The 24,724-nt window shown below is 63.5% G+C and carries 23 protein-coding genes and 1 pseudogene; 16 read left to right on the top strand and 8 right to left on the bottom strand.

Annotated features, from left to right (window positions below; all coding sequences use genetic code 11):
• Position 1: 1 nt before the first annotated feature.
• Both M727_RS42885 and M727_RS42880 read right to left on the bottom strand, forming a co-directional pair.
• Positions 2-1,843, bottom strand: coding sequence for a (5-formylfuran-3-yl)methyl phosphate synthase (locus M727_RS42885; protein WP_084646598.1), 1,842 nt, complete (start codon positions 1,841-1,843; stop codon positions 2-4).
• Positions 1,840-2,214 (bottom strand): hypothetical protein, encoded by a 375-nt coding sequence (locus M727_RS42880; RefSeq protein WP_236390931.1) that lies wholly within the window; start codon positions 2,212-2,214, stop codon positions 1,840-1,842. Before M727_RS42880 ends, M727_RS42885 begins: the two co-directional genes overlap by 4 nt.
• Here M727_RS42880 and M727_RS0102450 point away from each other — a divergent pair.
• The 6 genes from M727_RS0102450 (at position 2,201) to M727_RS0102425 (ending at position 7,250) form a co-directional block, all read left to right on the top strand.
• A complete protein-coding gene (locus M727_RS0102450) occupies positions 2,201-3,319 on the top strand; it encodes an ABC transporter substrate-binding protein (protein WP_245268361.1) in 1,119 nt (372 codons plus the stop codon). The two genes, M727_RS42880 and M727_RS0102450, sit on opposite strands and share 14 nt — an antisense overlap.
• 66 nt (positions 3,320-3,385) lie before the next feature.
• Positions 3,386-4,312: a YVTN family beta-propeller repeat protein gene (locus tag M727_RS0102445; protein ID WP_051505488.1), complete on the top strand. Its 927-nt coding sequence runs from the start codon at positions 3,386-3,388 to the stop codon at positions 4,310-4,312.
• A 72-nt stretch (positions 4,313-4,384) separates the two neighbouring features.
• Entirely contained in the window at positions 4,385-4,879 is a 495-nt protein-coding gene (locus M727_RS0102440) for a hypothetical protein (RefSeq protein ID WP_027151322.1), read from the top strand.
• An 84-nt stretch (positions 4,880-4,963) separates the two neighbouring features.
• Positions 4,964-5,749 (top strand): ATP-binding cassette domain-containing protein, encoded by a 786-nt coding sequence (locus M727_RS0102435; protein ID WP_051505507.1) that lies wholly within the window; start codon positions 4,964-4,966, stop codon positions 5,747-5,749.
• On the top strand, positions 5,746-6,621 hold the full coding sequence (locus M727_RS0102430; protein ID WP_027151320.1) for an ABC transporter permease: 876 nt from the start codon (positions 5,746-5,748) through the stop codon (positions 6,619-6,621). Before M727_RS0102435 ends, M727_RS0102430 begins: the two co-directional genes overlap by 4 nt.
• On the top strand, positions 6,621-7,250 hold the full coding sequence (locus M727_RS0102425; RefSeq protein WP_027151319.1) for a hypothetical protein: 630 nt from the start codon (positions 6,621-6,623) through the stop codon (positions 7,248-7,250). Before M727_RS0102430 ends, M727_RS0102425 begins: the two co-directional genes overlap by 1 nt.
• Before the next feature lie 23 nt (positions 7,251-7,273).
• Here M727_RS0102425 and M727_RS0102420 read toward each other — a convergent pair whose 3' ends face one another.
• The 4 genes from M727_RS0102420 to M727_RS0102405 form a co-directional block, all read right to left on the bottom strand.
• Positions 7,274-7,474, bottom strand: coding sequence for a hypothetical protein (locus tag M727_RS0102420; protein WP_027151318.1), 201 nt, complete (start codon positions 7,472-7,474; stop codon positions 7,274-7,276).
• Positions 7,475-7,742: 268 nt separating this feature from the next.
• Positions 7,743-8,558 (bottom strand): oxidoreductase, encoded by an 816-nt coding sequence (locus M727_RS0102415; protein ID WP_027151317.1) that lies wholly within the window; start codon positions 8,556-8,558, stop codon positions 7,743-7,745.
• A 68-nt stretch (positions 8,559-8,626) separates the two neighbouring features.
• Positions 8,627-9,931 (bottom strand): beta-ketoacyl-ACP synthase II, encoded by a 1,305-nt coding sequence (fabF, locus tag M727_RS0102410; protein ID WP_027151316.1) that lies wholly within the window; start codon positions 9,929-9,931, stop codon positions 8,627-8,629.
• Positions 9,932-9,978: 47 nt separating this feature from the next.
• Positions 9,979-10,557, bottom strand: coding sequence for a TetR/AcrR family transcriptional regulator (locus tag M727_RS0102405; protein ID WP_027151315.1), 579 nt, complete (start codon positions 10,555-10,557; stop codon positions 9,979-9,981).
• 121 nt (positions 10,558-10,678) lie between these two features.
• Here M727_RS0102405 and M727_RS0102400 point away from each other — a divergent pair, with 121 nt between their 5' ends.
• Positions 10,679-11,137: a nuclear transport factor 2 family protein gene (locus tag M727_RS0102400; protein ID WP_027151314.1), complete on the top strand. Its 459-nt coding sequence runs from the start codon at positions 10,679-10,681 to the stop codon at positions 11,135-11,137.
• Positions 11,138-11,297: 160 nt separating this feature from the next.
• Here M727_RS0102400 and M727_RS42875 read toward each other — a convergent pair.
• A pseudogene (locus M727_RS42875) lies at positions 11,298-11,458 on the bottom strand (TetR family transcriptional regulator); the annotation flags it as partial.
• A gap of 124 nt (positions 11,459-11,582) precedes the next feature.
• Here M727_RS42875 and M727_RS35675 point away from each other — a divergent pair.
• From M727_RS35675 to M727_RS0102380, 4 genes are all read left to right on the top strand, one after another.
• Complete coding sequence (locus M727_RS35675) at positions 11,583-11,996, top strand: hypothetical protein (RefSeq protein ID WP_051505487.1); 414 nt, start codon at positions 11,583-11,585, stop codon at positions 11,994-11,996.
• 35 nt (positions 11,997-12,031) lie between these two features.
• Positions 12,032-13,144, top strand: coding sequence for an efflux RND transporter periplasmic adaptor subunit (locus M727_RS0102390; RefSeq protein WP_027151313.1), 1,113 nt, complete (start codon positions 12,032-12,034; stop codon positions 13,142-13,144).
• On the top strand, positions 13,144-16,263 hold the full coding sequence (locus M727_RS0102385; protein WP_027151312.1) for an efflux RND transporter permease subunit: 3,120 nt from the start codon (positions 13,144-13,146) through the stop codon (positions 16,261-16,263). The genes M727_RS0102390 and M727_RS0102385 overlap by 1 nt, the downstream gene beginning before the upstream one ends.
• 140 nt (positions 16,264-16,403) lie before the next feature.
• Positions 16,404-17,018, top strand: a complete 615-nt coding sequence (locus tag M727_RS0102380; protein WP_027151311.1) for a TetR/AcrR family transcriptional regulator — start codon at positions 16,404-16,406, stop codon at positions 17,016-17,018.
• 43 nt (positions 17,019-17,061) lie between these two features.
• On the opposite strand, the gene M727_RS0102375 is transcribed toward M727_RS0102380, so the two are convergent.
• A complete protein-coding gene (locus tag M727_RS0102375; protein WP_023797696.1) occupies positions 17,062-18,018 on the bottom strand; it encodes a LysR family transcriptional regulator in 957 nt (318 codons plus the stop codon).
• Between the two features lie 119 nt (positions 18,019-18,137).
• Here M727_RS0102375 and M727_RS0102370 point away from each other — a divergent pair, with 119 nt between their 5' ends.
• The 5 genes from M727_RS0102370 to M727_RS0102350 are packed head-to-tail and all read left to right on the top strand — an operon-like array spanning position 18,138 to position 24,718.
• On the top strand, positions 18,138-19,184 hold the full coding sequence (locus M727_RS0102370; RefSeq protein ID WP_023797695.1) for a class 1 fructose-bisphosphatase: 1,047 nt from the start codon (positions 18,138-18,140) through the stop codon (positions 19,182-19,184).
• Between the two features lie 5 nt (positions 19,185-19,189).
• Positions 19,190-20,062 carry a phosphoribulokinase gene (locus tag M727_RS0102365; protein WP_027151310.1) on the top strand — a complete coding sequence of 291 codons (873 nt, stop codon included), beginning with the start codon at positions 19,190-19,192 and terminating at the stop codon, positions 20,060-20,062.
• 10 nt (positions 20,063-20,072) lie between these two features.
• Positions 20,073-22,109, top strand: a complete 2,037-nt coding sequence (gene tkt / locus M727_RS0102360; RefSeq protein ID WP_027151309.1) for a transketolase — start codon at positions 20,073-20,075, stop codon at positions 22,107-22,109.
• Between the two features lie 14 nt (positions 22,110-22,123).
• Positions 22,124-23,203, top strand: coding sequence for a class II fructose-bisphosphate aldolase (gene fba, locus M727_RS0102355; RefSeq protein WP_027151308.1), 1,080 nt, complete (start codon positions 22,124-22,126; stop codon positions 23,201-23,203).
• 36 nt (positions 23,204-23,239) lie between these two features.
• Complete coding sequence (locus M727_RS0102350) at positions 23,240-24,718, top strand: ribulose-bisphosphate carboxylase large subunit (RefSeq protein WP_027151307.1); 1,479 nt, start codon at positions 23,240-23,242, stop codon at positions 24,716-24,718.
• Positions 24,719-24,724 lie beyond the last annotated feature (6 nt).

The following is a 24,724-nucleotide window of genomic DNA, read 5'->3' as shown; positions in this document are numbered from 1 at the left end:
CCTACCCTGCTTTTCTTGCCGACCGGATCGGGGCCGCGATCCGCATGCCGGGCAGATTGCCCGACGCGAGCAGCGCCCCGGCTTCGGCTGCATCTTTCGGACCGGCGAGATGGAAATCGACATCGTCGGGCAGCATGGCGGCGAAGCCGGCGTCGACGATGCCTCTGACCGCCAGGCTGTCGATCGTGTCGCTGCCGGAGAAGGCGCCGGTCTGCTTGATCAAGAGCAGCGCGTTCGCGCCGAGCTTGCCGGCAAGCCAGGCGGCAAGGGAATCGGAGGTAACATCCCAGGACGCCGGAATGTCCGGCGCCGGCAGCGCCAATGACGACGGCAGCCACACCGGGATCTTCCCCGCGTCCAGCGCCCGCCCCATTTCTTCCAGCGACCGTGCCGGCGCCAGCCTTTCGTCACGGTCGAGGATGACCTGGGCGAACTGCTCCATGGCGAGGATCGCCATGGCGTGGGCGGCGGTGTCGGAAAAATCCATGTAAATCTGCGTCTCGCGCACCTGGTCGGCGAACAGGCCGCCGCCGGGCACGATGACGATCGGCAGCTTGGAACCCGCCAGCGCCGCGATCCAGCTTTCCAGTTCCGCCGCATGGACGGTGCTGCCGCCAAGCTTGACGACGGACGGCTTGACGGCGGCTCGCCTGATGGCCTCGGGCCTTTCCTGTCGCGGCCGGGAAACAGCGCCTTGGTCTTTTCGACCGGCAGGGCCGGAGGCGACGCCGCGACCTGCCGATTGGCGCTTGCGTTCGATCTCGACGCCGACGCCGCCTGGGCCGAGTTCGAGTTTTTCCACCCTTACCGTGACCCGCACGACACGCGGGTTCTCCAGAATGTAGGTCGCCACCTGCTCGGCCAAGGCCTCGCTAAGCTGGATGTGGCCCCGCGCAACAATGGTGCGAATGCCGTCCATGATGATGTCGTAGGAGAACACATGGCGCATGTCTTCGGGATGGTCGGTGACTTGCAGCACGTCGGCGGTCACGTCGAAACGCACTTTTTGGGTATGGCCGTGCTCAAAACTGTAGGCGCCGATCTGGACCGGCAGGACAAAGTCCCGCACGAAGATCTTGTCGGTGCCCAGTGTCGGGTCGGTGCCCGGCGAATAGCCCCTCGCCGCCAGCAGGCGGTAGTCGACGCTCGACGCGCCGCCGGCCCGGGATGCTTCCGGGATCAACTCGCGGATCTGCGCAACTGCCTCGGCGCTGATCGAACCCACGCGGCCGGAATCGCCGCACAGCGCCCCGCGAAAGCCGAGAAAATCGGGAGCGAAGGGCAGCAGGCGTGGAATATCAGGGGCTTCCAGCGATCCGCTCAGCCCAACCATGAGGCCGAGCGATTTCGCTCGATCGATGAATCCCGGGATACGCTCGGGCGGCAGATGGTCGAGCAGCCGCCCGTTGGCCTTGTGCGCAGTGTCGACCATGGCGCCATGGAAGCGATGTTCGGCAAGCATCGGCAGAAGCTCGAAATCCGGCGCCAGGTCGGCGAAAAGCACGGCGATCAGTTTCGTTCGCGCGGCGAGCGGTTCGAGCGCCGCAGCACAAGCCGCGACATTTGCCGACGGAAAAAAACCTATCTTGACGTAATCGACGCCGGTTGCGGCGATCTCTTCGGCCTTGGCGCGGATGGTCTCGGGTTCCATCGGCAGGTCGCCGCAGACCGCGCTGACTGGCGCCCGGCCGGCGATCAGCGAAATCGTCCGGCGGATGGTCTGCGTCGACACCGCGCCCAGCGCTCCCGCCTTCGGATCCTTCAGGTCGACGATGTCGACGCCACCAGAAAGCGCGATCTCCGCCTCGTCGACGCCGGTGACGCTGGCCAGCATTCTGGTCATTGACGGACTTTCTCCGGCATGAGGAAAAGGACGCTTTTGGGCCCGAATACCAGAATCCGCTCGGTCGCCGTTCGGGCGAGCAGGCATGGCACTAAAGCAGACGTGAGCAGTCCACTTTCAGGGTTTGATAAAATTTGCGGGTCAGCTAAGCTCATCACGGGCACCTTGACTTCGCGCCGCTCCGACAACAATCGGACTTTAGCGCAAGAACGGGTAATTTTATCGATGACGAGCGCGGTGCCGGGCACTCTGGCGGCCTTTTTGTGCTTTTTTTCCCTGACCGTCAACGTTGCGGGCGCGCTCGCCCAGGAAGCGACGGGCAAGCAGCCGGCCGCAACGGCCAAGCCGGAAAAAAAGGTGACCGAGATCAAGATAGGCTATTTGCGCGCCTATGCGCCGCAGCTGGCCTTGTCGGTGCTCGACGTCCCGCCGCGCGATGAAGGCGTTGCCGGCGGCAATGTGGCGATTGCCGACAACAACACGACCGGCAGCTTCCTCGGCCAGAAATTCAGCCTTGACGTGACCGAGGTGAAGCCGGATGCCGATGTCGTCCCGGCCTTCCAGGAGATGATCGCCAAAGGCAACCGCTATGTGGTCGCAGACCTCTCGGCCAGGCAGTTGCTGTCGATCGCCGACCTTGCCCGCGATAGCGGCGTCTTGATCTTCAACGCCGGCGCCACCGACGACAGTCTTCGCGAGGAGGAATGCCGCGCCAGCATCTTCCACACCATCCCGACGCGCAGCATGCTGGCCGACGGGCTGGCGCAATATCTCATCTGGAAGCAATGGCGGCGCTGGGTGCTGATCTACGGCTCGCACGAGCGCGACCAGCTTTTTGCCGAGGCGCTGCGCCGGGCGGCGACGCGCTTCGGCGGCGAGATCGTCGGCGAAAAGCTGTTCGAGGATACCGGCACGGCGCGGCGGACCGATTCCGGCGTCGTCCAGATCCAGCGGCAGATGCCTGTCTTCACCCAGGACCTGCCGGAGCACGATGTGCTGCTGGTCGCCGACGAAAGCGAGGTGTTCGGCACCTACGTTCCGTTCCGCACCTGGATCCCGCGGCCGGTCGCCGGCACCGCCGGCCTCACCCCGTCGGCCTGGCATCCGGCCAGCGAGCAATGGGGCGGCACCCAGATCCAGAACCGCTTCGCCAAGGCAAACGGCCGCCGCATGGTGTCGAAGGACATGGCGGCGTGGACCGCGGTGCGCATCCTCGGTGAGGCGGCGACCCGCACGCAGGGCGCCGACCCGCGCAAGATGGCCGATTTCATCCGCTCCGACGATTTTTCGATCGCCGCCTTCAAGGGGCAGAAACTGACCTTCCGCAAATGGAACCAGCAGTTGCGGCAGCCGATCTTCCTCGGCGACACCAGGTCGGTCGTCTCGACATCGCCGCAGGAGGGATTTTTGCACCAGCTGTCCGAGCTCGATACGCTCGGGGTCGACGAGCCGGAAACAAAATGCGTGCTTAAGTAGAAAAGATTGGGAGGAATTTCGGTGCAGAGACGAGCATGCGCACTCGCCATAGTTGCGACCGGCTTCATGGCCGGTCCGGCGTCGGCCTACATGGCCTATGTCTCCAACGAGAAAGACAACACAATGACCGTCGTCGACACCGCGACGATGCAGGTGGTGAAGACCGTCAATGTCGGGCAGCGTCCGCGCGGCATCACCATCTCCCACGACGGCAAGCACATCTATCTCTGCGCCAGCGACGATGATTCGATCGAGGTCATCGACACGGCGTCGCTGGAGATCGTCGATACCTTGCCTTCCGGGCCCGACCCGGAGCTGTTCGTGCTGTCGCCTGACGGCAAGGCGCTCTATGTCGCCAATGAGGACGACAATCTCGTCACCGTCATCGACATCGAGGGTAAGAAGGTGCTGGCGGAAATCCCGGTCGGCGTCGAACCGGAGGGCATGGGTGTCAGCCCGGACGGAAAGACCATGGTCAACACGTCGGAAACGACGAACATGGCGCATTTCATCGATACGTCGACGCACGAGATCACCGACAACGTGCTGGTTGACGCGCGTCCGCGCTTCGTCGAGTTCACCCCCGACGGCAAGCAGGCCTGGGTGAGCGCCGAGATCGGTGGCACGGTTTCGGTGATCGACAATCAAACGCGCGAAGTCGTCCAGAAGATCACCTTCAAGGTTGCCGGCCTGAGGCCCGAATCCATCCAGCCGGTCGGTGTGCGCATCACCGCCGACGGCAAGAAGGCCTATGTGGCGCTCGGGCCGGCCAACCGCGTCGCGGTGGTCAACACGCAGACATACGAGGTCGAGAAATATGTGCTGGTCGGCCAGCGCGTCTGGCAGCTCGCCTTCACCCCGGACCAGAAGACCATCATCTCGACCAACGGCGTGTCGAACGACATCACCTTCATCGACGTGGAGACCGACGAGCCGGTGCAGTCGGTGACCGTCGGCGCGCTGCCGTGGGGCGTCGTCGTCTCTCCCAAATGAATCCCGCCACATGAACATTGAATAAACCAAGTGAATCAAATCGACAGAAAAACAGCAGAAGGGCAGGAAATCATGCGGAAATTTCGGGCAGTCGCTTTCGCCGCGCTGGTGGGCATGGCGCTCACCCAGGGCCAGGTCTGGGCGCAGGACGGCGATGACGATGACGCCGCCGCCGGAGCGGCCAGCACGGAGGCTAGTCCGAAAGCCGAGAAGGCGACCCGGGCCAGCAAGGACGTGCCGGAACTTATCCTCGGCAGCAAGCAAGACCAGTTCACCGCCAACCAGAAGGATTTTGAGCTGATCGCCGGCCAGGGCTATCGCTGGAAGATCACCGCGGCGGGCGGGTTGGAGTACAAATTCCACACCGACCTGTTCCGCAATGTGTGGAACAATCAGATCGTCATCAACGACCTCGAGGTGCACATGAACGGCGCACCCGCGTGGCTCGAATTCGACGCCGACGGCACCATCCAGGTACAGTTCACCACCGTGAGGCCCGGCATCTACACATGGTCGGTGCCCGACCTCGCCGACAAGGGCATGAAGGGCACGATCACGATCAAGTAAGGTTTGAAAGCAGGACCTGCGCGATCGCGCCCCGTGGCCTAGACTTGGGCTAGACTGTTGTCGACGACAAGGGAGCCGACCGGCGTGCAGCATGTGAGGACAAGCGGACCGGGAGATCAGGTGGCGCTCGACGTCGCCGCCGTCAGCCATTCCTATGGTTCGAAGCGGGCGCTCAGCGACGTCTCGTTCTCGATCGCGCCGGCGACGTTCACCGTGCTTCTCGGTCTCAACGGCGCAGGAAAGACAACCCTGTTCTCGCTGATCAGCCACCTTTACGACACGCGCCGTGGGTCGATCCGCATCTTCGGCCATGACGTCAGCCGCGCCTCCGGCGAGGCGCTCAGGCGGGTCGGCATCGTGTTCCAGGCGCGCACGCTCGACCTCGATCTCAGCGTTCACCAGAACCTCTCCTACCACGCGGCGCTGCATGGCATCGGCGGACGCGAGGCCCGGCAGCGCATTGCCGCGCTGCTCGATATCGTCGACATGCCGGGCCGGCAGCACGACAAGGCACGCAGCCTTTCCGGCGGCCAGATGCGGCGCATCGAGATCGCCAGGGCGCTGCTCCACCGCCCGTCGCTACTGCTGCTCGATGAGGCGACGGTCGGTCTCGACATCCAGTCGCGCGCCGGCATTCTCGCCACCATCCGCAAGCTCGTCGAAACCGAGGGCATCGGCGTGCTGTGGGCAACGCATCTGATCGACGAGGTTGACGACGGCGACCATGTCGTCGTGCTGCGCCAGGGCGAACTGGTCGCCAAGGGCAAGGTGGCCGATGTCGTCAGGACGAGCGGCGCCGGCTCGATCCGCGACGCCTTTTCCAGGCTCAGCCGCATCGAGGAGGCCGGCACCGCGGGGATATCGCCATGAGCGCTCCTTCAATACCCGAAAAAGTCGCCGGCATCTTTCCGGAGAAGTTTGAGAAATTCGGCCTGCGCCACTATCTCATCTGCCTCAAGGGCCTCGTCCTGCGGGAATGCCTGCGCTTCCTGCACCAGCGCGAGCGCTTCATATCCTCGCTGGTTCGGCCGCTCATCTGGCTGTTCATCTTTGCCGCCGGATTCCGGCAGGTGCTCGGCGTGTCGATCATCCCGCCCTACAAGACCTACGTGCTCTACGAGGTCTACATCACGCCGGGGCTGTGCGGCATGATCCTGCTGTTCTCAGGCATGCAGTCTTCGCTGTCGATGGTTTATGACCGCGAGATGGGCAACATGCGCACCCTTTTGGTCAGCCCCTTCCCGCGCTGGTTCCTGCTGGTGTCGAAGATGCTCGCCGGCGTATCCGTATCGATCGCGCAGGTCTATGCGTTCCTGATCGTTGCCTGGTTCTGGGGCGTCAAGGCGCCGCCGATCGGCTATCTCATGGTGCTGCCGGCGCTGTTCCTGTCGGGCATGATGCTTTGCGCGCTCGGCATGCTTTTGTCGTCGATGATCAAGCAGCTCGAAAATTTCGCCGGCATCATGAACTTCGTCATCTTTCCCGGCTATTTTGCCTCGCCGGCGCTCTATCCGTTGTGGCGCATCCAGGAGGCGAGCCCGCTGCTGCACAAGATCTGCCTCGCCAATCCGTTCACCTATGCCGTCGAACTGATCCGCTTCGCCTTCTACGGCCAGATCGAGTGGCTGTCGCTGGGCGTCGTTGCCGGCTGCACTGTTCTGTTCCTTGCCGCCGCCATCATCGCCTACGACCCTTCGCGCGGCCTGGTGACCCGCAAACAAGACACCGGAGGAAATGCCTGATGGCACGAATGAGTCTTGTTCGCAGCCTGGCTGTGGTTGCCATGATCGCGCCGAGCGTGAACGCCAGGGCGGCGAATACCGATCCGGACTGGCCCTGCATACAGCGCAAGGTGCCGCAACTCTCGCTCGGCCAGATCTGGAACGGGCCGGAGCTTCCGCCAGCGGCGAAGGATTTTTCGAAGGACCCTGCCGTCTCCGCCCTGGTCGAGGAGGTGGCGGCCAGGCGGATGCCGATTGCCGAAGCCCAAAAGAAAATCAAGGATTTCGCCGCCTCGCTGCCGGTCGAGCAGCTTGCGCCGAAAATGGCGATGCTGGTGCAAGGCATGTTCGATCACATGGACGCCGAACGTTCGCAGGTGATCTCAGGCATTTCTCGTTACGCCCGCAAGCAGCTCGAAATGGCCGCCGCCTTGCGCAAGGAAGCGTCCGACGTCGATGCGTTGCGGGCAAAGCCGGATGCGGATCCCGACGACATCGGACGGCGAACCGAGCAGCTGAAATTCGCAACGCGAATTTTCAATGAACGCGTCCAATCACTGACTTACGTCTGTGAAGTGCCGACGATCATCGAGCAGCGGCTTTATCAATTGTCCAAGGCCGTCTTGGAAACCCTCGCCGCGAAGAAGTAGAACCTCTATCTTCGCAGCGGATCTCACGATCCCCGGCCGGGCAGCACGCGCCAGCGCCGCACGAAATAACCGGGATGCGTCTCGATCCACTGGGCGACCAGCGGCTGCGCCTGCATGAAGGCGGTCCCGGGATTCATCGCCAGGCCGTCCACCATCTGCTCGCGTTGTTCACAGGTCTGCGGCACATCCGTCAGGCAGACCATCATAACCAGCGTGTAAAGCATTGCCCCATTACCCCCATCGAATTCCCGAACCCCATGCCCGGGAGGTTTCCGAGATACCGACAAGTCTGCAGGGGTCGCACATACAGATCGCTTACGGGTGTGAAAGGACGTGGCCCCCGCTCTTTCGCACTGCAATATAACATATCGCTTATCTAACACCAACAACCGCCGGGCGTTCTAGGCAATTGCTTCAGGTTGCGTTGCGCCAATGCGGCGCCGACGTTTCCCGGGCCGATGATTCCGGTCTCGCGGGGTGTCTTCGATGTCGTCAGACCGGCAGCCCGTTCTGCTTACGCAGGCTCTTATCGAATGCGGATGCGGGGACGAAACGGCGCAGGAGACTGACCTGGCGCGCCATTTTTCCCGCCGCATAGCGCCTCTTCGGAGCGCGATCGGTCGCAGCCGCCAAAACCGTCTTGGCTACCACTTCGGGCGAATCGCCTTTTTCCATTGCTTTCCGCACGACTGCGTTCATGCCAGCGCGCGCAGCGTCATAGATATCAAGCAACTGGTCCGGCCTGGCGAGATTGTCTTCGAAGGACGTGCGGGTATAGGCGGGTTCGACCAATGCAACGCGAATCCCGAACGGGCGCAGTTCATGGTCGAGCGATTCGGAATAGCCTTCGATGGCATGTTTGGTCGACGCATAAAGCGCGAAATAGGGAGCTGGGATGAACCCCTGCACCGAACTCAGATTGACGATTCTACCCTTGCCTTGACGGCGCATTATCGGCAGGACCGCGTTGGTCACGCGGAGCACGCCGAAGACGTTCACATCGAACAGTGCCTGAGCCTGGACCATTGAGGACTCTTCCGCGCCACCAAACAGACCCATGCCGGCATTGTTGACGAGCAGGTCGATGCGCCCGGTCTCGGCCAGCACGTCATCGACCAGTTTCGCCACCGACGCGTCATCGGTCACGTCACAGACCAGCATGGTCAGGCCGTCGGAGTTTTTGGCGGCTGCGCGACGGCTGGTGCCGAACACGCGGAAACCGGCGCTTTGCAAAGCTATGGCCGTCGCGCGCCCGATGCCGGAGGACGCCCCCGTCACCAGGGCGACGCCAGGATTGGTCTTGTTCATGGAAATCATTTCTTTCTTTGGGTTGGACTGATTTTGGATTGGCATGGAAGAAGCACGAAAGGTCGGAGTCAGTTATGAGCGCCTCTGGCGTTCGCACCGGCCAACTCGTCCGTCCAGCGCCGGAATAGCGCGCTGGCGTTGACGCCGCCAAAGCCGAAGCCGTTTGATATCGCGTAGTCCATTGCCATCGGGCGGGCTTGGCTTGCGACGAAGTCGATGCCGTCGCCGGCTGGATCCGGCGCGCCCAGATTGAGGGTCGGCGGCGCCACCTGATCCCTGAGCGCCAGGATTGCGAAGATGGCTCCAAGCCCGCCGGCGGCTCCGAGCAGGTGTCCGGTCGCCGATTTCGTTGCGCTGACGGCGATGGTGGAATCTGCGCCGAAGAGTGTTTTGATCGCCGCGATTTCCCCGAGATCACCGACCGGCGTGGAGGTCGCGTGCGCATTGAGGTGTCGAACCTCACGCGGCGAAATGCCGGCTTGGGCAATCGCGATCTGCATGGCTCGGCGCGCCCCGTCGCCGTCCTCGGGACCGGAGGTGACGTGATGAGCATCCGCCGTCGTGCCATAGCCGACGAGCTCGGCGAGCGGTTTCGCACCGCGCGCCAGCGCGTGGCTCAACGCCTCGATGACCAGCACGCCGGCTCCTTCGCCCATGACGAAGCCGTCCCGCGACACGTCGAAAGGCCGTGACGCCTGAGCCGGCGCCCAATTGAAGCCGGTCGAAAGAGAGCGTGCGGCAGCAAAACCACCGAGACTGACGATGTTCATGCAGGCTTCGGTTCCGCCACACACGGCGATATCGGCTTCGTTGGCGCGGATGAGGCGGGCCGCATCGCCGATCGCCTGGATGCCGGCCGCGCACGCCGTCACCGGCGCGCCGAGTGGCCCCTTGAAGCCATGGCGGATCGAGATGTGGCCCGCCGCGAGGTTCACCAGGAAGGACGGTACCGTAAACGGCGAGAGACGGCGGACGCCGCGCTGGTCGACCGTGCGCACCGCCTCGGTTATGGCGGGGAAGCCGCCGATGCCGGACGCGATGATCGTGGCCGTGCGCAGGCGATCCGCTTCCGAGACGGGCGCCCACCCTGCTTGCGCGAGGGCCCCTTCGGCAGCGGCGAGCCCGAAGATGATGAACCGGTCTACCTTGCGCTGGTCCTTTGCAGCCAGGACGGTATTCGGATCGAAACCAGCGTCCGGATCGTCTTCCAGCGAGGGAACCACCCCTCCGATCTTGGCCGGGAGGTCTCCCACCATATCGTCCGGAAGTCTGCGGATGCCCGAGCGACCGGCCAGCAGCCGCGACCACGACGCGTCGACATCGGCAGCAAGGGGCGTGACCGCTCCCATGCCTGTAACAACAATCCGTCGCATCTATTTTCCTATCAATTTGGCTGCGCCGCCAGCGCTGTCCACGCCGTTCAAGGGGCAGCTGCTTCGCGAACCTGTTCGGTCGCCGCGTCCAGAAAGGCCTGGGCGAGGTCCGGGTCGTTGACGACGCGCGATAGCGTCAGCGCACCGACCATCGTCGAGAGAATGGCCATAGCCTTTCTCTCGGGCTCCTCACCATTGGCCTCGGCAATGAAACGGCCGAAGATTTCGAGATGCTCCTTGATCCCGGCTTCGAACGACGCTTTCACGTCGCTGCCCTGTCTGGCGGCATCCGAACCAAGCGCGACAATCGGGCAGCCGTCCATCTTTTCTCCGCGATGGTCCATGCTGAGGTAGAATGCGATCACCGCGCCAAGCGGATCCTCGGATTTTGCCGCAGTCGCGGCCGACCACCGCAGCGTGGCGCTCTCCATCGCCCGCCTCGACGCCAGCACCGCCAGATCGTCCTTGGAGGCGAACTGCTTGTAGAACGCGCCCTGGGTCAGCCCGGCAGCCTGCATCAGGTCCTTAAGGCCGATGCCGTCAAAGCCGCGCTCCCGAAAAAGCCGGCTTGCCACATTGATCACGGTTTCGCGGTTTTCCGCCGCCTGAATGCGACTCACACGCATGTCGATCTCCTTATTTAGCTTGCGTTCGACATCTATAGCAGGTATAGCGTACGAACGCAATCCAATTCGGCTGCGCACGGTGCCCCGGTCACGCATCGAACAAATTTGGAGGAGAGGTCAAATGCTATACAGTTATATCGTCGAGAAATCGATCCGGCAGAGCTTCGACCACGTCAACAACCATCGCTGGGATGAGGCGGTGAAAGCACTCGTGCCGCATGTCCATCACCGCGTTTCCGGCGCCCACGCGCTTGGTGGTGAGCGCCACGACAAGGAAGCCGTGCGCCGCTGGTTTGAGCGCCTCGGCCGCGTCCTGCCCAATCTCCATCTCACGGTCAACCACGTCTGGGTGAAGGGCTGGCCGTGGCATACCACCGTATTTGCCCAGTGGGACGGCACCGCGACGCTGCTCAACGGCGACGCATCCTACGTCAACAGTGGTCTCCACGTATTCACCCTGCGGTGGGGCAAGGTCTATGCACTTGCGGAATTCTACGATTCACAAGCAGCGGCCCGCGGTCTTGCCGCCCAAGCGGCAACTGGCCTCGAAGAGGCTGTTGCCGAACCAATTGCAGGCTAGCAGAAGCGCAGTCAGCGGCCCGCAGCGTAACCGCGGGTACGCCAGCCCGTGGCCGTGCCGGGCATCGCCCGCAGACGACCCCATCAGCGCGCGCTCGGCGGCCGCTTGCTGGAACCGCTTCGACAGCCGCTCATCGGTGACGGTCCGCGAGACCACCGGCGGAACTCTCCATCGCCCGCCTGGACGCCTTGCGCCGCCAGATCGTTCTTGGATGCGACTGCTTGCAAAAACGCGCCCTGGGTGAGCCCGGGCCTCCATCAAAATCCTAAGGCCGATGCCGTCAAAGCCGCGCTCCCGAAAAAGCCGGCCTGCCGCATTGATCGCCGTTTCGCGGTTTTCTGCAGCGCCTCACACGCATCATCAATTTTTTCATTTTTTTAGATTGCATTCGTAATCTAACTCAGTTATAAAGTTCGAACGCAATCTAAAAAGAAGGAGATACGAGATGATCCGCAAAACCCTGAGTGCCTCGGTTTTGGCCGCGCTGTTTCTTGCCGCCCCGGCGTTTGCCGAGGAAGCCACCATAGGACGCCCGATCGAAGCCGGCAGCCTGCACGAGGGACACCTCGACATGGTCGTCTATTACGTCCCGGTCGAAGGCGACCTCCTGGAGGTCACCGCCACCTTCGCGCCAAAGTTCGGCGGCGATCCGCAGCGCGTCGTCATGGGCCTCGCCGACGGCGACTCCGTGGCCTTTTCGATGCCGGGCCACCGCGGCCCGCTCTACGCGTTCTCGCGGTCCGGCGAGGAGGTGACGGTGTCGTCCGAGACCGACATGCGCGCCGATGCCAATGCACCGACCCGCCTTGCAGACGGCAGCCTGCGTGCTGCTGGGCTCGCGTCCGTGGGGCCGATGTAAAGGTCAAACGCAATCTTTCTTGAGAGGCGACGAACGTGAAAAAGAAACCCGTTATTGTGCTGGGCGCAATCCTGATCGCGGTGTCAGGGGCGGTGGCGTTCGCCACACTTGCCGTTCCCACGCAGGAAGCCGCCGCCGTGGGCGACCCGAGGCAGGAACCACCGATCGTCAGACTGGCGACGGCAGTTCCGGTGGCCGGATCCGAACGCGGCTTCACGGGCATCATAGGGGCGAGGGTCCAGAGCAATCTCGGTTTTCGCGTCTCAGGCAAGATCGTGGAACGGCTCGTGGACGTCGGTCAGCAGGTCAAAGCCGGTCAGCCGCTGATGCGGATCGACGACACCGACCTTCGCCTTTCGCTCACGGCGAAGCGCAACGCTGTCGCTGCAGCACGCGCTGTCCTGGTTCAGGCGAGCGCGGACGAAAAGCGCTACGCTGTTCTGGTCAAGAAGGAGTTGGCTGCAACCCCGCAGCGGTACGAGCAGGCAAAGGCCGCGCTGGATACTGCCACGGCCCAGCTTGCCGCCGTGGAAGCGGAAGCGAAGGTCGCAGAGAACGAGGCGACCTACGCGGTCCTGGTGGCGAACGCGGATGGAACGGTGGTCGATACGCTTGGCGAGCCGGGGCAGGTCGTCTCCGCCGGCCAGCCGGTGGTTCGCATCGCCCAGGCCGGCCCCCGCGAAGCGGTGGTCGCGCTTCCCGAAACGATCCGGCCGGCGATCGGGTCGGTGGCCGAGGCCAGCGTGTATGGGGGTGATGGGCGTCGCTATGCAGCACATCTCCGGCAGTTATCGAACTCCGCCGATGCCCAGACCCGTACCTACGAGGCCCGCTATGTGCTTGATGGCGAGGCCGCGGCAACACCGCTTGGCGCGACGGTAACCATTCGGCTTGCAAGCCAGGCCGGTCAGCCTGAAGTCCAGGTGCCGCTGGGGGCTGTGCTCGATGATGGTCGGAAGACCGGCGTCTGGGTCCTGGACAGCGCCACCTCGACCGTACACTTTCAGCCCGTGCAGCTTGTTCGTGTGACCAGTGAATCCGCAGTGATCTCCGGATTGAACTCTGCCGATCCGATTGTTTCGCTCGGCGCTCACCTCCTGCAGGAGGGCGCTCAAGTCAGGACTGCATCCGAAAGCGGGGGCAAGTGATGAACCTCAATCTCTCAGCGATCGCCGTTCGCGAACGCGCCGTCACCCTGTTCTTCATCCTCTTGGCAGTGGCGGCCGGCGCCTATGCGTTTGTCATGCTCGGGCGGGCGGAAGACCCCAACTTCACCATCAAGACCCTGACGGTCACGACGGCGTGGCCGGGTGCGACAGCACGCGAGATGCAGGATCTCGTCGCCGAACCGTTGGAGAAACGGCTTCAGGAACTGACCTGGTACGACCGGGTGGAGACGACCACACGGCCGGGCTATGCCTATATGACGGTCACGCTGAGGGACGACACGCCGCCATCCGCCGTTGAGGAGGAGTTTTACCAGGCCCGCAAGAAGCTCGGGGATGAAGCCCGCAACCTGCCGCCCGGCGTCTTCGGCCCCTTCGTCAATGACGAATATTCGGACGTGAGCTTCGCCCTTTATGCTCTGAAGGCCAAGGGCATGCCGATGCGTGAGCTGGCCAGGCAGGCCGAAGTGATCCGCCAGGACCTCCTGCACGTGCCCGGCGTCAAGAAGATCAACATCCTGGGTGAACGTCCCGAACAGATATTCGTCGAGTTCTCCTACGCCAAATTGACAACCCTCGGCGTCTCGGCACAGGACATCGTCGCCGCCTTGCAGCGGCAGAACACCGTCACACCGGCGGGCTCGATCGACACTCAGGGGCCGCGGGTCTTCATCCGGGTCGACGGCGCTTATGACAGCGTCCAGGCGATCGCCGACACGCCGATCGTCGCTTCGGGGCGGACGCTGAAGCTCTCCGACATCGCCGAGGTCCGCCGCGGCTACGAGGATCCGCCCACATATCTCATCCGCCGCCAGGGTGAGCCCACCATCATGCTGGCAGCCGTCATGCAGGAGGGCTGGGACGGTCTCGCGCTCGGCAAGGCGCTGGAGGACAGAACTGCGGCCATCGCACAGACACTGCCGCTCGGGATGACGCTCGACAAGGTGAGCGATCAGGCCGTCAACATTACCTCGGCGGTCGACGAATTCATGATGAAGTTCGCGATGGCGCTCGGCGTGGTGCTGCTGATCGCCCTGATCAGCATGGGTTGGCGCGTCGGCATCGTCGTGGCGGCCGCCGTTCCTCTGACGCTTGCGGTCGTGTTCCTCATCATGCTGGAAACCGGCCGGTTCTTCGACCGCATCACGCTCGGCGCTCTCATCCTGGCGCTCGGTCTTCTCGTGGACGATGCCATCATCGCCATCGAGGTGATGGTGGTGAAGATGGAAGAGGGCATGGACCGCATCAAGGCGGCGGCCTATGCGTGGAGCCACACCGCGGCGCCGATGCTGTCGGGAACGCTCGTGACGGTCGCCGGGTTCCTGCCGGTGGGCTTCGCGCGCTCGACGGCCGGCGAATACGCGGGCAACATCTTCTGGGTCGTCGGGTTTGCCCTTATCGTCTCGTGGATCGTCGCGGTGATCTTCACGCCCTATCTTGGCGTCAAGATGCTGCCCGCGATCAAACCGGTCGAAGGCGGCACCCACGCGATCTACGACACACCGAACTATCGGCGCCTGCGGCGGCTCATCGTCTTTGCCGTGCGGCACAAGTTCGCAATCAGCGGTATTGTCGCCATCGCCTTCGTGCTTTCCGTCGTCGGCATGGGCTCCCTCAAACAGCAGTTCTTCCCAACATCCGACCGCCCCGAAGTGCTGGTGGAGGTCCGCTTGCCCGAAGGCACCAGCATTGAGACGACGACCGCCACGGTCGAGACGCTCGAAGGCTGGCTGGACGACCAGCCCGAGGCTGAGATCGTCACGAGCTATGTCGGTCAGGGCGCTCCCCGCTTCTTCTTCGCGATGGCGCCGGAATTGCCCGATCCCGCCTTCGCCAAGATCGTCGTGCTGACACCGGACGCGGAGGCGCGCGAGGCATTGAAGCACCGGCTCCGGGAGGCGGTGTCCCAAGGGCTCGCGCCCGAGGCCGACGTACGTGTCACCCAACTTGTGTTCGGGCCCTACACGCCGTTTCCCGTCGAATTCCGGGTCATGGGACCTGATCCCGTGCAACTGTACAGTATTTCCGAAAAGGCCCTCGACATCATGCGGGCCGTCCCTGACGTACGGCAGGCCAACCGCGATTGGGGCAATCGCACGCCCGTGCTCCGCTTCATCCCGGATCAGGACCGGCTGAACCTGATCGGCCTCTCGCCGGCGGAGGTGGGCCAGCAGCTCCAGTTCCTCCTCACCGGCGTCCCCGTCACGCAGGTACGCGAGGACATCCGCAATGTTCCCATTGTGGCCCGCAGCGGCGGCGAAGAGCGGCTGGACCCGACGCGTCTGACAGATTTCTCACTGATTAGCCGGGACGGACGCCAGATTCCACTCGACCAGATCGGCCATTCGGAAATCCGCCTGGAAGAGCCGATCCTGAAACGCCGCGATCGCACGCCCGTCATCACGATCCGCTCGGACATCAACGAGGCGACCCAGCCTCCGGAGGTTTCCAAGGAGATCATGAAGGCCCTTCAGCCGCTGATCGCATCGCTTCCGGCCGGCTATCGCATCGAACTGGGCGGATCCATCGAGGAGGCCGAAAAGGCCAACACGGCGCTGGGTAAAGTCTTTCCGGCGATGATCGCCGCCATGCTGATCGTCATCATATTGCAGGTGCGGTCTTTCTCGACAATGGCCATGGTCATGCTGACGGCACCGCTTGGCCTCGTCGGCGTCGTGCCGATGCTGCTCGCCTTCAACCAGCCCTTCGGTTTCAACGCCATTCTGGGCCTGATTGGACTGGCCGGCATCCTGATGCGCAATACGCTGATCCTGACCGAACAGATCAAGGAGAACCGTGCTGCCGGCCTCGACGACTATCACGCCGTCATCGAGGCAACGGTGCAACGCACAAGGCCCGTGATCCTGACCGCTCTTGCCGCCGTGCTGGCCTTCATCCCTCTCACGCACTCCGTCTTCTGGGGATCGATGGCCTATACGCTGATCGGCGGCACGGCGGTCGGCACGGTGCTGATCCTGCTCTTCCTTCCCGCGCTTTATGCCGCGTGGTTCCGGATCAAACCAACAGCAGACGACGTCCATGAGAAGCCAACCGACTCGACGGATGAACTGGAAATGCAAACAACATTAGCTGCCGAATAGGTCTCTGTTGTCGGAGGAGGCGGTTCAAGTTCTCGCCCGCTGGCCTTTGCCTGAACATGCGCAGGGCAAGCTGCACGATCTTGCCGCTTACAGATGATCGTCCAGGGCGAGCCCGGCAGTCGTCAGTTCTGGAGACATTTATGAATCGTCCGGTCCGAACGCGAACTGATCCCGCCGAGATGCGGGCACGCATCCTGGAGGTCGCGGAGGAGCACTTCCGCCGCATCGGCCACCACAAGACGTCGGTGGCCGACATCGCCTCCGAGATCGGCATGAGCCCGGCGAACGTCTACCGCTTCTTCGCTTCCAAAGGCGCGATCAACGAGTCCATCGCCAGGCGGGTTGTGAACGAGGTAGCCGAGATCGCTTACGCGATCGCACGCACGAACGCGCCAGCCTCTGAGAAACTCGATCGGCTCCTGACCACTATTCACCACCACAACAAGTCGAAACTGATCAAGGAAAAGCGCATGCACGACATGATTGTCGACGCCATGCAGGCGAACTCGGCGATCATCAAGGCGCATATCGAGCGGGTGGTGACAATCTTCGAGGCGACCATCCGCGAGGGCATCGAAGCAGGCGAATTCAAGGTCGAGGACCCGGCAGAAGCGGCGCGTGCGGTCAACGCCGCGTTCACGCCGTTCTTCCACCCGATTCTGATCGAGCACTGCGTTCAACACGGCGAAGACACCGAAGCGGGCCTGCGCACGCAGATTCGCTTTGTCCTGAAAGCTCTCGGCAAATCGAACTAGCCGCCCTGGCAGGTGGCTGCCAGCGACGCATTCCGCCCTCAATTCAGGCGCGACCTCCTGTGTTCGGTCCCTCGTGCGGATAGAGCTTGCCGAACAGCGGCAGGTACATCGCGCCCTTGCGCATCAGGAAATCGTGGAACGTCGCCATCGCCGGCGAGATCGCGTGATCGCTGCGCATCACCGAAAACCATTGCCGGCGGATCGGCATGCCGACAACGTCGAGGATGACCAGCCGGCCGGCTTCGGTTTCGGCGGCGATGGTGTGGGCAGAGATGAAGGCAATGCCAAGCCCGGCCATCACCGCCTGCTTGATCGTCTCGTTCGAGCCCATCTCGACGCCGAGATCATCGATGCGGCCGGGCACGTCGCTCAAAAATATTTCCAGCGAGATGCGCGTGCCGGAGCCGGGCTCGCGGATGAGGAAATGCTCTTCGGCGATCCGCTCCTTGGATATCTCGCGCGCCGACGCCAGCGGGTGGTCGGGCGGCGCGATGATGACCAGCGGGTGATCGCCGAACACCGACGCACGCACCGGGACTTCCCTCGCCGGGCGCCCCATCAGCGCGATGTCGATGTCGTGGTTCTTCAGACTGTTGATGGTTTCGGCGCGGTTGCCGATGGCGAGCCGCATGTCGATATCGGGATGTTCCTTCATGAAGCCGGCCATCAGCCGCGGCGCGAAATATTTGGCGGTGGAAACGACGCCGAGCCGCAAGCTGCCGATACGCACGCCCTTGATCGCATCCATCTTGTCTTCGAGCAGGCGAAGCCGCTCCTCGATCGCCTGCGCCGTCTCGACGAAGGCCAGACCTGCGGCAGTCGGACGCATGCCGTCCGACGTCCGGTCGAACAGGGCCAGCTGGAACTCCTCCTCGACCTGCCGCAACTGGATCGTCACCGCTGGAGGAGACAAGCCTAACACCTTGGCCGCGCTAACGATTTTTCCATGGCTGATGATGGCCTGGACGGTCTTGAATTGCTTGAGGGTGAGGTTTCTCATGCGCCATACTAAATTTTTTTTAGCACGAAAGTAAAGTTATTGAATTTTACTTATCCATGGCAGTTTGTTCTCATTCCCCAATCCGGCCGGAGGAGTTGCGGCTGGATCGGGAGGTTACGATGCCAGCGGCAACGCTCGACGCATTTCTGAATTCCTATCTCGGCCCGCCCGACGAACTGCGTTCGGCAGTCGTCGCGACCGTCCGTCAGCTGACGCAGGCCGCCACCAAGGTCCGCAACACCATCAATCAGGGGGTGCTCGGCACCGCCTTTGCCGGGACCCGCAGCGCCAATGCCGACGGCGACATCCAGAAGGATCTCGACATCTTCGCCGACGACATCTTCCTCGATGCCATGCGCCACGCTCCGGTCGCGCTCTACGCCTCCGAGGAACTGGAGCAGCCGGTCCTGCTCGACAGCCAGGCGCCTCTCGCCATCGCCATCGACCCGCTCGACGGCTCTTCCAACATCGACACCAACGTGTCGATCGGAACGATCTTCTCGCTCCTCCCTGCAACTGGCGCGCCGGACGAAAATCCGGCCGCCTCTTTTTTGCAGCCGGGCGTGAAGCAGCTGGGGGCCGGTTTCTTCATCTACGGGCCGCAGCTGGCGCTGGTCCTGTCGCTCGGCAGCGGCACGCACGTCTTCGTTCTCTCGACCAGGCTCGGCACATTCGTCCAGGCCTACGAGAGCCGGATCATCCCGCAGCGTACCCAGGAGTTCGCCATCAACGCCGCCAACTACCGGCATTGGGACGAGGCGGTGCGGCTCTACATCGACGACTGCCTCGAAGGCACTGAAGGCCCACGCGGAAAGGACTTCAACATGCGCTGGATCGCCTCCCTCGTCGCCGACTGCTACCGCATACTGATGCGCGGCGGCGTGTTCCTCTATCCAGGCGACAAGCGCAAGGGTTACCGCCAGGGACGGCTGCGCCTCGTCTATGAGGCCAACCCGATCGCCTATCTCATCGAACAGGCAGGCGGCGCCGCCACCGACACCATCACCCGCATCCTCGAAATCGAGCCCGAGGGCCTGCACCAGCGCGTGCCCGTGGTGTTCGGATCGGCGCGCGAGGTCGCGCGCATCACCCGCTACCACACCGAGCCCAGCGCGATCGGCGAGCGTGCACCGCTGTTCAGCCGCCGCGGCCTGTTCAGGGCCTGAGCATCATGTCGGCAAAGCACCCCATCATCACCATCACCGGGTCGTCAGGCGCCGGCACCACCTCGGTCAAGCGCATCTTCGAGCTGATCTTCCGGCGCGAGAACATCGACGCCGCCTTCATCGAAGGCGACGCCTTTCACCGCTACGACCGCGCCACGATGAAGGTCAAGGTGGCCGAGGAGGAGAAGGCGGGCAATCCAAACTTCACCCACTTCCATGCCGAGGCCAACGAGCTCGCAATCCTCGAAGAGGTGTTTGAGGAATATGGCCGCCGCGGAACCGGAAAGACCCGCACCTACATCCATGACGAGGACGAGGAGAAGCAGTACGGCACGCCGCCCGGACAATTTACCGAATGGCGCCAATTCCCGCCGAGCGACCTGCTCTTCTACGAGGGCCTGCATGGCTGCGTCGTCACCGACAAGATAGACCTGGCCAGGCATGCGGACCTCAGGATCGGCGTGGTGCCGGTCATAAATCTCGAATGGATCCAGAAGATCCATCGCGACCGGGCAACCCGCGGCTATTCCACCGAGGCGGTGATGGACGTGATCCTGCGCCGCATGCCGGACTATGTCCGCTACATCGTCCCGCAATTCTCGCAGACCGCCATCAACTTCCAGCGCGTGCCGATCGTCGACACGTCCAACCCGTTCATCGCCCGCTGGATCCCGACGCCCGACGAATCGATGCTGGTCATCCGCTTCGCGAATCCCCGCGGCATCGATTTCCCCTACCTGCTTTCGATGATCCACGACTCGTTCATGTCGCGGCCGAATTCCATAGTGGTGCCAGGCAACAAGCTCGATCTTGCCATGCAGCTGATCCTGACGCCGCTCATCCTGCAATTGATCGAACGCAAGAACCGTGTGTCGTGAGGAGGACGCCATGAACAGCCAAGCAGCAGCCCTGAAGCCCGTCGCCGCCGTCTCGGAGCGCGAAATGGCGAACGCCATTCGCGCATTGGCGATGGACAGCGTCCAAAAGGCCAATTCCGGTCATCCGGGCATGCCGATGGGCATGGCCGACGTTGCGACGGTGCTGTTCGGCCGCTTCATCAACATCGATCCGTCGGCGCCCAACTGGCCCGATCGCGACCGCTTCGTACTTTCGGCCGGGCACGGCTCGATGCTGCAATATGCGCTGCACTACCTGCTCGGCTACGAAGACATACCGATCGAGCAATTGCAGCGGTTTCGCCAGCTGGGCAGCCGCACCGCCGGACATCCCGAATATGGCCATGCGCTTGGCATCGAGACGACGACCGGTCCGCTCGGACAAGGCATCTCGACCGCCGTCGGCATGGCGCTGGCCGAGCGCATGCTTGCTGCCCGCCACGGTGCCGATCTCGTCGACCATTTCACCTACGCGATCGCCGGTGACGGCTGCCTGCAGGAAGGCATCAGCCACGAGGCAATCGACCTTGCCGGTCACCTGAAGCTCGCCCGGCTGATCGTCTTCTGGGATGACAATGCGATCTCGATCGACGGACCGACGTCGCTGTCGACATCGATGGACCAGCCGGCGCGGTTCGAAGCCGCCGGATGGCATGTCCAGTCGGTGGACGGCCACGACACGGAAGCCGTCGCTGCGGCAATCGAAGCGGCGCAGCAGTCGGACCGGCCGTCGCTGATCGCCTGCCGCACGGTGATCGGCAAGGGCGCGCCCAATCTGGGCGGCTCGGAAAAGACGCATGGCGCGCCGCTGGGCGAGGCCGAGATCGCCGCGACGCGCGAGAACATCGGCTGGGCCTGCGCGCCGTTCGAGGTGCCGGACGACATCCTGTTCGCCTGGCGCGAAATTGCCGAGCGCGGGCAAGCGGCGCGGCACGCCTGGGAGCAGCGGCTTGCCGACTCGCCGCAGCGCCAGGCTTTCGAGAGTGCGGTCGCCGGCACCCTGCCCGACGCGGTCTTCGAAGCGCTCGGCGCTTTCCGCAAGGAGCATGTCGAAAAGGCGACCAAGGTCGCAACGCGAAAAGCCTCCGAAATGGCGCTCGGCGCCATCAACGCCGCAACCGAGCTGACCGTCGGCGGCTCCGCCGATCTGACGCACTCGAACCTGACGATCACCAAGGGCATGGATCATATAGCGCCTAGTGCCTATGCCGGCCGCTACATCCACTACGGCATCCGCGAGCATGGCATGGCCGCGGCCATGAACGGCATCGCGCTGCATGGCGGCTTCGTGCCTTATGGCGGCACCTTCCTGTGCTTCGCCGACTATGCGCGCGGCGCCATGCGGCTCTCGGCGCTGATGGGCCAGCGCGTCATCTATGTGATGACCCATGATTCCATCGGTCTGGGTGAGGACGGCCCGACCCATCAGCCGATCGAGCACCTGGCGATGCTGCGGGCGACGCCCAACCTCAACGTCTTCCGTCCGGCCGACATCATCGAAACGGCGGAGTGCTGGGAACTGGCGCTGATGAGCAGGAACCGGCCGAGCGTGCTGGTGCTCTCGCGGCAGAACCTGCCGATGCTGCGCCAGGCACACAGCGAGAAGGCACACAGCGACGAGCCACACATCGACGAGAACCGGTCGAGCCAGGGCGCCTACGTCCTGCGCGAGCCGGCCGGGCACCGCGCCGTGACGCTGATTGCCACCGGCTCGGAGGTCGAGATCGCCGTTGCCGCCGCCGAACGGCTGGAGACCGAGCACGGCATCGCCGCCGCCGTCGTCTCGATGCCGTGCTGGGAGCTGTTCGAGGAACAGGATGCCGACACCCGTAAGGCTGTCCTCGGCTCGGCGCCGCGCGTCGCCGTCGAAGCCGCAGCACGGCTCGGCTGGGATCGCTGGACCGGCGACACCGGCGCTTTCGTCGGCATGGCCGGTTTCGGCGCCAGCGCCCCTGCCCCGGATCTCTACCGGCATTTCGACATCACGCCCGAAGCCGTCGCCGCAGCGGCGCTGAAGCTCATCATCTAGGAAGGACCCAAAAAATGGCCCGCATCACCCTTCGCCAGCTTCTCGACCATGCCGCTGAGCACGGCTACGGCGTTCCGGCATTCAACATCAACAACATGGAACAGGGCCTTGCCATCATGGAGGCGGCCAGGGCCTGCGACGCGCCGGTCATCATCCAGGCCTCGCGCGGCGCCCGCTCCTATGCCAACGACATCATGCTGGCCAAGATGATGGAGGCGTTGACCGAAATGCATCCGGCCATTCCGCTCTGCATCCATCAGGACCACGGCAACAACGAAGCCACCTGCCTTTCGGCGATCCGCCACGGCTTCACCTCGGTGATGATGGACGGCTCGTTGATGGCGGACGCCAAGACACCGGCGAGCTACGACTACAACGTCGCCATCACCGAACGTGTCGCACGCATGGCGCATTGGGTCGGCGCTTCGGTCGAAGGGGAGCTCGGCGTGCTTGGCTCGCTGGAAACCGGCCAGGGCGAGGCCGAGGACGGGCATGGCGCCGAAGGTGTGCTTTCCCACGACCAGCTTTTGACCGATCCCGATCAGGCGGTCGACTTCGTCACCGCCACCCAGGTCGACGCGCTGGCGATCGCCTGCGGCACTTCGCATGGCGCCTACAAATTCAGCCGCAAGCCCGACGGCGGCATCCTCGCCATGCAGGTGATCGAGGCGATCCACGAAAAGCTGCCCAACACGCATCTGGTCATGCATGGCTCTTCCTCGGTGCCGCAGGAACTGCAGGACGTCATCAACAGATATGGCGGCGAGATGCCCCAGACCTTTGGCGTTCCGGTCGAGGAGATCGAGCGCGGCATCCGTTACGGCGTGCGCAAGGTCAACATCGACACCGATTGCCGCATGGCCATGGCCGGGCAGTTCCGCCGCGTCGCGACGGAGGACCCGCGCGAATTCGATCCGCGCAAATTCCTGAAACCCGCCATGGATGCCCTGCGCGACCTTTGCCGCGATCGCTTTGAGCGCTTCGGCACCGCCGGCAACGCCTCGAAAATCAGGGTCATCGCCATGGACGAGATGGCCAAACGTTACGCCGCGGGAAAACTCGATCCGCAAATCGCAACTGCGAAAGCCGCCTGAGCGGCAAACAGGAGACCTGTCATGAACAAGATCGACATGCCGTCAGCTGGCACGCTCAAGGAAGGCAAGGAACGCTACAAGTCGGGCGTCATCCCCTACAAGAAAATGGGCTACTGGGAGCCGGACTACCGGCCCAAGGAGACCGACCTGATCGCCATGTTTCGGATCACGCCGCAGCCAGGCGTCGACCACGAGGAGGCGGCGGCCGCCATCGCCGGTGAATCCTCCACCGCGACCTGGACCGTGGTGTGGACCGACAGGCTGACCGCCTGCGAGCTCTACCGCGCCAAGGCGTTCAGATCCGAGCCGGTGCCGAACACCGGTCCCGGCACCAAGACCGAGCAGCAGTACTTCGCCTACATCGCCTACGACCTCGACCTGTTCGAGCCGGGCTCAATCGCCAACCTGACTGCATCGATCATCGGCAACGTGTTCGGCTTCAAGGCAGTCAAGGCCTTGCGACTCGAGGACATGCGCATCCCGGTGGCTTACCTGAAAACCTTCCAGGGCCCGGCGACCGGCATCGTGGTGGAACGCGAGCGGCTCGACAAGTTCGGCCGGCCGCTGCTCGGCGCGACGACGAAGCCGAAACTTGGCCTGTCAGGCCGCAACTATGGCCGCGTCGTCTACGAGGCGCTGAAGGGTGGCCTCGACTTCGTCAAGGACGACGAGAACATCAACTCGCAGCCGTTCATGCACTGGCGCGACCGCTTCCTCTACTGCATGGAGGCCGTGAACAAGGCGTCGGCCGCCACCGGCGAGGTCAAGGGCCATTATCTCAACGTCACCGCCGGCACGATGGAGGAGATGTACGAGCGCGCCGAATTCGCAAAACAGCTTGGCTCCTGCATCGTCATGATCGACCTGGTCATCGGCTACACGGCGATCCAGTCGATGGCCAAATGGGCACGCCGCAACGACATGATCCTGCACCTGCACCGCGCCGGCAACTCGACCTATTCGCGCCAGAAGAACCACGGCATGAATTTTCGCGTCATCTGCAAATGGATGCGGATGGCCGGCGTCGATCACATCCATGCCGGCACGGTGGTCGGCAAGCTGGAAGGCGACCCGCTGATGATCAAGGGTTTCTATGACACGCTGCGCGAGGAGCGCACGCCGCAGAACCTCGAAACCGGGCTGTTCTTCGACCAGGACTGGGCCTCGCTCAACAAGGTGATGCCCGTCGCCTCGGGCGGCATCCATGCCGGCCAGATGCACCAGTTGATCCATTATCTCGGCGAGGACGTCGTTCTGCAGTTCGGCGGCGGCACGATCGGCCATCCGGACGGCATCCAGGCCGGTGCGACGGCCAATCGCGTCGCGTTGGAGGCGATGATCCTCGCCCGCAACGAGGGCCGCGACTATCTGCGCGAAGGCACCAAAATCCTCGAACAGGCGGCCAGATGGTGCACGCCGCTGAAAGCTGCCCTGGAGACCTGGAAGGACGTCACCTTCAACTACGAATCGACCGACACGGCCGACTTCGTGCCAACCGCAACGCCCAGCTTCTAGAAGGAA

Source organism: Mesorhizobium sp. WSM2561, assembly GCF_000513915.1.
In the GTDB taxonomy this organism is placed as follows: domain Bacteria; phylum Pseudomonadota; class Alphaproteobacteria; order Rhizobiales; family Rhizobiaceae; genus Mesorhizobium; species Mesorhizobium muleiense.
Note: the sequence above shows the minus strand (reverse complement) of the source record. Positions and strands in the feature narration are given on the sequence as shown.